Origin of the sequence: Allobosea massiliensis (genome assembly GCF_042655245.1) — a bacterium.
Classification (GTDB): domain Bacteria; phylum Pseudomonadota; class Alphaproteobacteria; order Rhizobiales; family Beijerinckiaceae; genus Allobosea; species Allobosea massiliensis.
This window is the reverse complement of sequence record NZ_JBHSLU010000038.1, coordinates 64,721-75,118: the sequence shown is the minus strand read 5'-3', so window position 1 is coordinate 75,118 and position 10,398 is coordinate 64,721. Positions and strand designations below refer to the sequence as shown.

Below are 10,398 nucleotides of genomic sequence, written 5' to 3'. Positions count from 1 at the left end.
GCTACCTTGCTCGCGAGGTCTTCGCCCTCATCATGCAGCGCCAGAAGGAAATCAACGCGACACGTATCGCTGCTTGACAAACAGAAGGGCGTCCAGGGCAACCTGAACGGCCGACAGCTGGCGGAGGGCGCGCGCGCGACGGCGCGGAGCTTCGCGCTGCTGATCGCCGAGGCGCCGGCGCGCAACGAGCAGGAACTCGAGCAGAAGATCCAGATCTACGAGACGATGAACTTCCTGCCGGGCGAGATGGAACGTTCGCGCACGGCTTACATGGTGGAGATCGCCATGCACGCCGACGCGAGCGCGCTCGGCATCAAGCTGCGCAAGGAGCCGGTCGCGACTGGCTCCGGCGGCGTGCAGTAGGAGCACGCCGATGCCCTTCATCGTGTACGATCTCGAGACGAGCGGTCTCGATCCGGCCTGGAACGTGCCGCTCCAGGCCGCCCTCATTCACGTCGATGACGAGCTGCGCCCGCTCAGCGAGCTCTCGTTGAGGTGTCGTCTGCCGGCTTACATCGTGCCGTCGCCGGGCGCCTTGCTGACCACGGGTATTCGCCCGGACCAGTTGGATCAGGCGCCGATGTCGAGCCTCGAGCTGCTCGGCCAGATCGGCCGGGCGCTGCGGGCGTGGGCGCCTGCGACGATTCTGGGCCACAATGTGCTGCGCTACGACGAGGAGGTCCTCCGCCACAACTTCCTCACCCATCTGTTGCCGCCCTATGCCACGCAGTCCACCGGGCTGAAGCGGGCCGATACCCTTGTCATGCTTCGCGCGTCGATCCTGATCGAGCCGGGCGCGATCACGGTTCCCGTCGACGGCAACGGCAAGCGCTCGCTTAAGCTCGGCGCGGTTTGCCGCGCCAATGGGATCGCCCTCACTGAGGACGAGGCGCATGATGCGCTGTTCGATGCCCGCGCCACGTTGGCGCTGTTTCGGCTGCTGCGCGAGCGCGCCCCGCGCAGCGTCGAGCTGATGCTTGCCAACGCGCACAAGTCGGGACCGATCCGTCTCCTCTCCCGCGGTGACCTCATCTGCCTCGGCGGCCAGTCGGCACTGGTGCCCGCGGTCGGTGTCATGGCCAACCCCAATAACGCGACGTCCTGGGCCGCGCTCGATCTTTCGATCGACCCTGCAAGTTATCTCGACGGCTCCGCCGAGGACGTCGCCGGCCTGCTGACGCGGTCGGGCGCAAGGCCGGTGCGGATGGTCAAGACGAATGCCCAGCCGATCGTGCTGGCCTGGGAGGATGCCCAGCACGCCTTGCCGGCCGATCGGCTCGATGACGCGGTCTACAACGACCGCGCTCGCCAGGTGCGTCGGCATCCGACCTTCCAGCGCCATCTCACCGAGGCGCTGAAGAACCGCTTCGCCGATCGGGAGCCATTGCCATATCCGGAGGCGACGCTCTATTCCGGGGGCTTCCTCTCGGATGCCGACATGCGCATCTGCGCGCGCTGGCATGAGCTGCCCTGGGATCAGCGTGGCGCCCTGGTCAAGCACCTAGGCGACGTCCGGCTCCAGGCCTTCGCCAACAGGCAAATGTTCCTGGAGGCGCCTGAGTGCCTCGCGCCGGAAGCCTGGCGCAAGGGCCGCGACTGGCTGCGCGAGCGCCTGACGACGGAGACGGACGTTCCTTGGCTAACCTTGCCTAAGGCGATCAGGGAGGTGGCGGAACTGCGTTCCTCGCTCGATGCGCAGGATGCGGATCGCCATGCCCATCTCGATGCGATCGAGCGCTGGCTGCGCGAGCGCAGCGACCGCCAGCAGATGGCGGCGTGAAGGGTAAGAGGCCGGCGCCCGAAGCGCCGGCCATTCCGGAAGGAAGCGGAGAGGCGCTGCCACGAGGCAGTAACCCCCAAAAACTTCTGGATCCGACATGAAGACCACCATCCCGACCACCTCGCTTGAGGACATCGACCTCGAAGCGACGATCCGCCCCGTCACCGACGATCTCGACGGGATCGCGCGCAGGCTTCCCCTCTCCGGCGATCGCGACACGGCTTATGCCGCCTTCGCCGGCGAGCGCTTCCTCGTCAGCGCCACGGCCGGCCGTGCGCTCGGCTTCGCGGAAGAGACCGAGCGCTTCCTCGCGCTGGCCGCGACCTCGCCCCAACCGCAGGTCGCCGCCTGCCTCGACATGCTGACGGCGCTGACGCTCCTCAACTCGGCCAGCGTCATCGCGCTGGCGATCATGCCGCCGCGAACCGGTGAGGATGTGTTGGCGCGCGCGTTCATCGCCGACAGCGTCGACTCCAAGCTCCGCCTGACCGGCGATCCCGCCATGGTCGAGGCTGCGGCGCTCGCCTTCGAGATCGGCCCCTTGCCGATCACCATCGGCGAGCGCCAGCGCAGGACCTTCGTGCTGGCGAGCGCTGTCCCGTCCTCGGTGAGGAACGCGCGGCCGGGCGAGCCCGCCATGCTCGCTCTCGAGCAGGGTCTGAGCCTGACCGCCTTCATGCGGGATCTGCCGCGGGTCGCGGCGCTGGTCGAGCGAGCCGCGCTCCAGCTCGATGATGTGGAACGCCACGCACGTGAGATCGCCGACGGCGATATCGGGCCTGAGGCCCTGGAGCGGCTCGAACGAGCCCGGCACGGGGCCGCCCTGCTGGCGACCTGCGACCTCGCACGCGCTTGCCTCTACGCCGACCTCGTCGATGACGGGGCCGCGGCCAAGGATCGTGCGCGGGCTCTCGCCTCGCGCCTCCCCGAGCCGAGGCTGCGCAGCATCGTCGCCTTCGCGGCGATGACGGGCGCGGTCATCGGCGAGCTCGGCAGGACGGCTCGCACGATCTCAGCGGCCCTGCGCGCCCGCTGAAGTCCAAGAGCCTGCAGGAGAAGAAGGGGCGTCCCCGCGGGCGCCCCTTCGTGATTCCAGAGAGGGGGGAAGGGATGCAGTCGAGATGGCTGTCACCCACGGAAAAACACATCATGTCCAAGAATGACGATCAGGGCAGGCTGCCGCCGCCCCAGAACACCACCCTCGCGCTTCGCGAGGGGGAGAGCTTCCCCGACCCGATCGAGGCGCTGACCTCGGGCCTCGGCGATGACCCGGCGCTCGGCGACCTCATCGCCTTCCGGCAGAGCCGGCCCGACCTCAAGGAGGCGGCGCGGATGTCGCGGCAGTTCAACAACGAGGCGCATCGCGTCGCCTATGCCGTCGATCGGCACCCGCAGGCGAGCACGGTCGCAGCCGGTCTCGGACTCGCAGCGCTCCTCTTCGACAGCCTGGTCTGCGTCTGGCCGGCCGACAGCCTGGACGAGGTCGATGCAAAGCTCGCCCTCGCGCACGCGCGGGGGCCGTTCGGCACCGACCAGGAGGCAGACTACATTGCGGCGCTCGAGCCCGCGACGGCGCGTCGGATCCGTGTGATGCGGGCCGCGTTCCATGTCGGCGAACTGACCGTTCCGCCGGCGCCGCCCGCGCCCTCGCTCGACGACCGCAACCTCGCGGCCTGGCCGCGCCTACGCTACGATCTGCGCGACCTCCTGCCGCTGCGCGGCGGTCAACCGGTTCTCACCATCGCACCGGAGAGCTGGATCGCATTCGCGCGCAGCGGTCCCGACTTCGGCGGCTTGCGAGACCGGATCGTCCGGATGCTGGCGACCGCTGAGCGGCTGTTCGACCTCGCCCGTGCCAATGAGGACGGCAAGAGCCGCGAACTGCGGCTCGCCGCCGAGGGTGCCCAGATCCTGGCCTATCTCACCGCGTGCCAGGCCATGGTCTGGCCGGCGCGCTCGAAGGCCGACCTTGATGTGAAGCGTGACGTCGCGCGGATCATCAACGATCGCGCTTGCCGCCCCGATCCCCTGCACCAGCAGGCGGCCGTGCGGCACATCGTCGACGAGGCGATCTGGGTTCACCGTCGGCTTGGACTGAGCGAGCCCGCGCTGTTCACACCCGACTGGATCGAGATCGTCTGACCGCTGCGCGTCATCGACATCGATCAGGCCAGTGCGAGGCGGCGCCACCCGGCGCCGCCTTTCATCTTGGGACGGGCGTGGGCGGAAGGCCGGGATGGCCGACCCCGCGGAAGGCAGAATGTCTCGCGGAACCGCGGAACGCGATGATGACCCAATCCGCCGACGATGAACGGGCTGGAACCGCTCAAGACCATGCCCACGCCGCAGCTTCGCCGGACGACCCGGCCCAGCTGCGCGCCGATCGACTCCTCACAAGGCCTGGCTCGGCTGACCGCATCGGCGGCGTCGAACTCGGCGATGACCCGTGCGGTGTCACCTTAGACGCCATCTGGAGGCGCCATAGCGCGCAGATCTTCGATCCCGGCGACGTCTACGAGCAAATGCGGCTCCTTGCAGCCGGAGACGATGACGAAACCGCGCATCTGTCCAGCGAGGACACGACACGTTTTGAGAAGCTGCGCTGGCTCTCCAGGCAGAGCGCGAGGAAGCCGGTGCTCTTCGGCACCGTCCCGATGCGCGAGCAGCTGAGCGAGCTGACAGCCCGCTGTCCCGGCTTCGTCGCCGTGACCGCCCTCGTCGATCGGGCGGTCGCCTTGTCGATCATGACCGGCACGCCGCTGAGCCTGCCGCCTCTGCTGCTTGCCGGTCCACCAGGCATCGGCAAGACGCACTTCGCGAAATCGCTCGCAGCGGTGCTCGGCGTCCCCACGCACGCGTGGTCCTGCGCCACCAACTCCGACGCCATGCAGCTGATCACCGGTCACCCGACGTCCTGGCGCGGCGCAAGGATGGGCCTGCTGACCGAGGCGATCGTCACCTCAGGCTCGGCGAACCCGGTCGTGCTGCTCGACGAGATCGACAAGTTCGTGACGCATCGCGACGAGCAGCCCTACAACATCCTGCTGAACGTGCTCGAGAGCGAGAATGCCGAGGCCCTGCTCGACGAGTACCTGCGGGTCCGGTTCGACGTTTCGCGCGCCTGCATCGTTGCGACCGCAAACGACGTCTCCGTGCTGCCGGACTTCATCCGGGATCGGTTCCTGATCGTTCGGATCGTCTCGCCGACGGGCGCCGACCTGCTCGCGCTCACGCGGCAGATCGCAGCCAAGATCATCACGCCGCTCGGTCTGCCCATGCCGGGCGACACGGTGATGGCGGCGCTTGCCAGACATCATCCACGCCGGATCGCGCGCGTCCTGCGCCTGGCGCTGGGCTTTGCCGCTGCCCAAGGCCGCGACGCGCTCGTCCCCGCCGACGTGGCGGCGGCTGATGCCCTCGCATCGGCGCAAGCCGCCGGTCCATCGATCGGATTCATCCGCCCGAGGAAAGAGACAGAAGCAGATCGGGAGTGAGGTGAGATCGGGAATGCCCCCGGGAAGCCCCAGACGGATGGATCAGATCATGACGACCAAGACCGACGACACCAGCGGGAAGCCGCACGCGAAGCGAGAGATCGGCAGCGCGCTCCTGCCCGAAGGCTCGGCCGGCGCTGTCCGGCGCTGGTACCCGACGCAGTGGCCGCGCATCTGCGGCACGAAGCTTCTTCCGCTGCCCGCCGATGCGTTCCTGACAGACGCGTTCCTCTCGCGTTACCGGCCAGGCTTCCTTACCTTCGCCTACGCGGCTGGGTGCGGCTACCACCCGCACAACCCCGCGGCGCAGGGCCTGGCCGGGATCGCCCGGCGGCTGAATGCTCCCCTGCACAAGCTGTCGGCGACGACACAATCGGACCCAACGGAACGGCTACGGGAGCTGAATCTCGACCGCTATGGCGCGCTCACAATGACCGAAGAGGGCCATCTGTGCAGCGAGCTCGGCTTCAACACGTGGACCTTCCAAGTCCTGCTTCCGGTCGGCAAGCCGCTCGAAGGATCGCCGGTGACGGTTCAGAAGCGTGGCCTGTCCGTGCGCCTGCCCCACAACCTCGGCAGCGAGGAATTCGAGAAGCGCATGCACGACCTGATGCAGGGCTGCTCGCTCGGCGCCTGGCTCGAATCGCCTGACGGCATCGCCCATTGCAAGATGGCCGATATCGACCGCCGAACGCTGCGGCGCTACTCGGCCTACGGCTTCAACGCGACCTGGCGCCGCTCGGTCGCAAACGAAATCTACTTCTTCCGGCCGAAGACCGACGATGTCGATCGCCTGATCAGGATCATCGAGGTCATCATCCATCGGCACGTCACGCTCGGGACTGCCGTCGCGAATGTGAGCTTTCTGTCCCGCGGACAGGGCATCGAGAAGGAAGGGGACTTCTGAAGGCTCAAGTCCGTCAAGAGCCTTTTGCGAGGTGGCCTGCAACGGGCCCGCCACGCTGGGACGCGGTCGGCTTTCCTAGGGAATGAACCGGGCTTTCGCTCATTCGGGGACGGCGCGTGGCGCCGCCCCGTGATGCGATCCGTCGTCCGCCAACGACACGAGCGGCCGACGCCATCATGACTGGACTATAGGGCGTAGCGGCGGAACCTCTTCATCGCCTTGGCCAACTCGGCGGTGGTCGGTCTTTCGTACTTGCGTCCGACCGATCCCGGCGTGTGCCCGGTGATCGCGTCACGGTATCGTTCCTCGATACCGAAGCTCGCTGCGATCGACTTCCAGGTACCGCGCCATCCGTGGTTTGGATCGACCTCTTTCCGTAGGGTGGCCTTGGCGCGGATGAAGACGGCGACGCCTGAAGCCCGAACCTCGGAGGCATCTCGCGATGCGCTATCGGTGCGACCAGACACCTCGGGCGGATCAATGAAGAGGGGCCCTTTGCCGACGCTGCGGACGTAGTCGAGAAAGCCGATTTCGATGACGTGCTCGTGAATCGGAACGGTTCGGTCCTCGTCCGTCTTGGTCTTGAAGAGATCCATCACCCACGTGCTGCCCTCCTTGCGGATATGCTCCGCCTCGAGGCTGACGAGTTCTTGGATGCGAGCACCCGAATAAGCCGCGAGCCAAGGCGTCCAGCGGTTGCCCGCGGCGGATTTTGGATATCGCCCTCCCATCTCGACCGCGTTTGCGGCCGTGAGGATCGAAACGATTTCGGCATCATGGAAGCGTCTCTCGTGCTTCGTCTTCGCGGCCCTGGGCAGTTTGATCTTGAGGCCGTGGATCGGATTTTCCTTGATCCGCGCGCCGCCTTCCTCCGTCATCGCGAAGTTCAACACCGACTGGACGGCGACGAGGTCGTTGTTCCTGACCGTCTTTTTGCTGATGCCTTCCTGGGTCGTTCGGTGCTTGATCCAAGCGTTGACACGATCTTTGGTCAGCGAGCGAAAGTCGGCATGGTCGGTGAACGCAGAGAGCTTCTCGATCGTCGACTGGTAGCGACGCAGCGTCGAGGGCTTGACGAACTCCAGCATCGCTTCGCGCATCGCCTCGAAGAGCTGCGCGATGCTCATGGCTCCATCACAACGGGAGGCTGGTGGCAGCGTGGCAGATGACGCCGCCAGCGGAGGCTGAGGGGGCTCAAAGGGCGGAAAGTAGGCCGGCTTCTCTTCGTCGCTGAAATCGCCCTCGAGCATGCGACCAAGCGCCTTGCTGCCGGCCAACTCCGCTCGACGGAACTCCCATAGGAGGTGAGGGCGGCTGACGTCGTCGGACTGAACGCCCTTGAGCGCCAAGGCAGCATCGACGCGGGCGCCGTAGCGGCTCTCCAGAGCCATCGCTTCCTTCTCAGCCGAAAAGACGCCCGGAACCACGGCTGCCAGGATCGCGATGAAATCCGCCCCCTGTTCATCAAGAAGGCTTTCCAGCCAGCCTACGAGGGCTGTCTGTTGATCGTCGGGACTGAGATGGGGGTATTCTGCGAGAAACCGGTCGAACTGGGCGTTCATCGCCTCGCGCGAGGTCACGGCCGAGGGATCGTCGATCTCGCTGATTCGTTCACGGTACGCATCGGCCGACAGCGCGACCACCTGACGCTTCGAGAGCGATGTCGGACCGTCCTTGATCGCCTTCCAGTGCCGGAGCAGGGCCTCATGGGCTTCCGCGTACCGCCGGGCCGCCTCATCGGGGTCGGAGGTGCGGAGGCTGACTTCGACGTAGCCGGCGCTGATCGCAACAGGCGTTCGCTTGCCCGCGATGGGCAGGACGACGTGTCCACGTGCCTTATCGGCGATTTCCGAGGGAACACGCACTTTGAGGAGCCAGTTGGCGCTGGATCCCCGCTTGATCGGTCTGGCCATACGTAGAGCCATTGAGTGAGCTTCCTGAGTGAGAGTGAATCTCACGGAAACCCTCGTTTTCACTTAACTCCCTGCGATCAAACAGGAAGAAAAGTGGTGCCCAGGAGAGGACTCGAACCTCCACGCCCTTGCGAGCGCCAGCACCTGAAGCTGGTGCGTCTACCAATTCCGCCACCTGGGCAACGGCGGTTCGTTTACGGACGCGCTGCGGGGCTGTCAACGGCCCCGCAGCGATTTGTTGGCAATCGTGCAAAATTCATGTGACGGGTCGCTCAGGCGGCGCGGCGCTGCACGGCGGCCGGGGGCGCGACAGCCCCGCCCTCGGACCCTGTGCGGAACGCGGCGACGAGGTCGTTGAGCTGGCCGATCTTGCTGGCGAGGGAGCCGGCCGAGGCCGCGCTCTGCTCGGACAGCGCCGCGTTCTGCTGGGTCATCTCGTCGAGATGGGCGACCGCCTGGCTCATCTCGTCGACGCCGCTCGCCTGCTCGCCGGATGCCGCCGAGATCTCCGCGATGGTCGCGGCGACCTTCTGGGAGGCGCCGAGAATCTGCTCCAGCGCCTCGCCGGCCTGCCGCACCAGCTTCACGCCTTCGCCGACCTCGGTGTTCGAGGAGGAGATCAGCGCCGAGATGTCCTTCGCCGCGGCGCCCGAGCGCTGGGCGAGGGTCCGAACCTCCGAGGCCACGACGGCGAAGCCCTTGCCGGCATCGCCGGCGCGAGCGGCTTCGACCGCGGCATTCTGCGCCAGCAGATTGGTCTGGAAGGCGATGTCGTCGATCACGCGGATGATGTCCGAGATCTTCTGCGAGGCGCTCTCGATGCGCGCCATCGCGTCGACCGCCTGGCCGGCGATCGAGCCGCCGTTCTGCGCCGCCCCCATCGCCTCCGTCGCGATCGCGGCCGCCTGGCGCGAGGCCTGGGCGGTCGCCTTGACGGAGGCCGCCAGCTGCTCCGTCGTCGCCGCGGTCTCCTCCAGGCTCGAGGCCTGCTCCTCGGTGCGCTTGGACAGATCGTCGGCGCCCATATTGATCTCGCGCGCGGCGAGCCCGACATCCGCCGAGGTGACCTGGATGGTGCGCAGCGTCGCGGAGAGGCGGTCGACCGTGTCGTTGATCGCGCCCTTCAGATCGGCGAAGCGGCCGCGATAGGCCGCATCGACCCGTACCGTCAGGTCGCCGCTCGCGACCGCCGACAGGGTCCGGGCGAACTCGCTCGTGGCCGAATCGACCACCGCATTGATCTCGTTGATGCCCGCGACGAGCTTCTGCATCTGCTCGTCGGCCTGGTCGATCTGCAGCCGCGCCGAGAAATCGCCGGCGGCCGCAGCGGCGACCACCTCGCCGACATCGGACACCACCGCTTCCATCGACTGCGCCCGCGCCAGACGTGCCGCGGCTGCGGCTTGCTCCTGCTGCTGCAGGACTGCGACCTTCTCGCTGGTTTCGCGCAGCACGGAGACTGAGCGCGCCATGGCGCCGATCTCGTCGCGCCGCTGCGCATGCGGAACGTCGATGGCGGTGTCGCCCGCGATCAGCCGATCCATCACGGCGCCAAGATCGAGCAGCGGCTTGACGATGGCGCGTCGCGACAAGGCGATGGCCGCCGCGACCGAAATGCCCAGAAGGACCAGCAGCGTCAGCGGGATCAGAACCCGCATGCGGGCGCCATAGGCGGAGGATTCCGCCTCGATGGCATCGCCGGCCTGCTCGTTCAGCCGGCTGAAACCGGCGAGTTCCTCGATCAGGGCCGTTCGATTGCGACGGCTCGCCTCGCTGTTGCCCCAGGCATCGGCGGCCCGGCCCGAAACCTCCTGCGCGAGCTTGGCCGTCTCGGCGCGGATCCCGGCGAATTCGGCGACCAGCTGCGCGATCTTGTCGGCCCGCCCCTTTTCATCGGCGGGGACGATCGCGGTGAACAGCCGCAGCCGCTCGTTGAGCTGGGTGAGTCCCTTCTCGATCGCAGCGGCGGCGTTCTTCGCTTCGTTGGGGTTGCGCGACATGTAAGCCAGACGCGAATCCTCGCTGAGCTGGTTGACCGCGACATTGAGCCGCTCGGTCGCGAGCGCGACGTCGTTCTGGCGTGAAACCCGCTGCCCCATGCCTTCGATGCCGGACAGCGCGACCAGCGCGAAGACGAGGGCGATGGCGGCGCCGGCTGCGACGATGCCGATCAGACCGAGAATCTTGTTGCGAATGGATGCCACGACCAACCTCGACCTGACGTTTGGGAAGATGTCGCGCAGTTTACGGCTGAAAATTGAAGGGCAGGTTAAGTACAGGCAAAACTTCGCAAGAACATCAGTC

Annotated in this window: 8 protein-coding genes and 1 tRNA gene; 6 read left to right on the top strand and 3 right to left on the bottom strand. The window is 67.0% G+C overall.

Annotated features, from left to right (window positions below):
* The 6 genes from ACFPN9_RS13655 to ACFPN9_RS13630 form a co-directional block, all read left to right on the top strand.
* Window positions 1-363: hypothetical protein (locus tag ACFPN9_RS13655; protein WP_377817187.1), on the top strand; the 363-nt coding region annotated here is incomplete at its 5' end.
* A 10-nt stretch (window positions 364-373) separates the two neighbouring features.
* The gene (locus ACFPN9_RS13650) at window positions 374-1,780 is read left to right on the top strand and encodes an exonuclease domain-containing protein (RefSeq protein WP_067993485.1); all 1,407 of its coding nucleotides are present in this window, start codon (window positions 374-376) and stop codon (window positions 1,778-1,780) included.
* Between the two features lie 97 nt (window positions 1,781-1,877).
* A complete protein-coding gene (locus ACFPN9_RS13645; RefSeq protein WP_067993486.1) occupies window positions 1,878-2,816 on the top strand; it encodes a hypothetical protein in 939 nt (312 codons plus the stop codon).
* Window positions 2,817-2,929: 113 nt separating this feature from the next.
* Window positions 2,930-3,922: a hypothetical protein gene (locus tag ACFPN9_RS13640; RefSeq protein ID WP_377817186.1), complete on the top strand. Its 993-nt coding sequence runs from the start codon at window positions 2,930-2,932 to the stop codon at window positions 3,920-3,922.
* A gap of 146 nt (window positions 3,923-4,068) precedes the next feature.
* Window positions 4,069-5,274, top strand: a complete 1,206-nt coding sequence (locus ACFPN9_RS13635) for an AAA family ATPase (RefSeq protein ID WP_377817185.1) — start codon at window positions 4,069-4,071, stop codon at window positions 5,272-5,274.
* 49 nt (window positions 5,275-5,323) lie between these two features.
* Entirely contained in the window at window positions 5,324-6,181 is an 858-nt protein-coding gene (locus tag ACFPN9_RS13630; protein ID WP_163006273.1) for a hypothetical protein, read from the top strand.
* A gap of 185 nt (window positions 6,182-6,366) precedes the next feature.
* On the opposite strand, the gene ACFPN9_RS13625 is transcribed toward ACFPN9_RS13630, so the two are convergent.
* The 3 genes from ACFPN9_RS13625 to ACFPN9_RS13615 form a co-directional block, all read right to left on the bottom strand.
* The gene (locus tag ACFPN9_RS13625) at window positions 6,367-8,094 is read right to left on the bottom strand and encodes a phage integrase N-terminal SAM-like domain-containing protein (protein ID WP_163006274.1); all 1,728 of its coding nucleotides are present in this window, start codon (window positions 8,092-8,094) and stop codon (window positions 6,367-6,369) included.
* Window positions 8,095-8,188: 94 nt separating this feature from the next.
* A tRNA-Leu gene (locus ACFPN9_RS13620) sits at window positions 8,189-8,275 on the bottom strand.
* Between the two features lie 91 nt (window positions 8,276-8,366).
* Window positions 8,367-10,298, bottom strand: coding sequence for a methyl-accepting chemotaxis protein (locus ACFPN9_RS13615; protein ID WP_377817184.1), 1,932 nt, complete (start codon window positions 10,296-10,298; stop codon window positions 8,367-8,369).
* Window positions 10,299-10,398: the final 100 nt, after the last annotated feature.

What these genes read in the sequence shown, in the direction of transcription:
- ACFPN9_RS13640 (WP_377817186.1), top strand. Translation starts at nt 2,930, where the DNA reads ATGTCCAAGAATGACGATCAGGGCAGGCTGCCGCCGCCCCAGAACACC.
- ACFPN9_RS13635 (WP_377817185.1), top strand. Translation starts at nt 4,069, where the DNA reads ATGACCCAATCCGCCGACGATGAACGGGCTGGAACCGCTCAAGACCAT.
- ACFPN9_RS13630 (WP_163006273.1), top strand. Translation starts at nt 5,324, where the DNA reads ATGACGACCAAGACCGACGACACCAGCGGGAAGCCGCACGCGAAGCGA.
- ACFPN9_RS13650 (WP_067993485.1), top strand. Translation starts at nt 374, where the DNA reads ATGCCCTTCATCGTGTACGATCTCGAGACGAGCGGTCTCGATCCGGCC.
- ACFPN9_RS13645 (WP_067993486.1), top strand. Translation starts at nt 1,878, where the DNA reads ATGAAGACCACCATCCCGACCACCTCGCTTGAGGACATCGACCTCGAA.
- ACFPN9_RS13625 (WP_163006274.1), bottom strand. Translation starts at nt 8,094, where the DNA reads ATGGCCAGACCGATCAAGCGGGGATCCAGCGCCAACTGGCTCCTCAAA.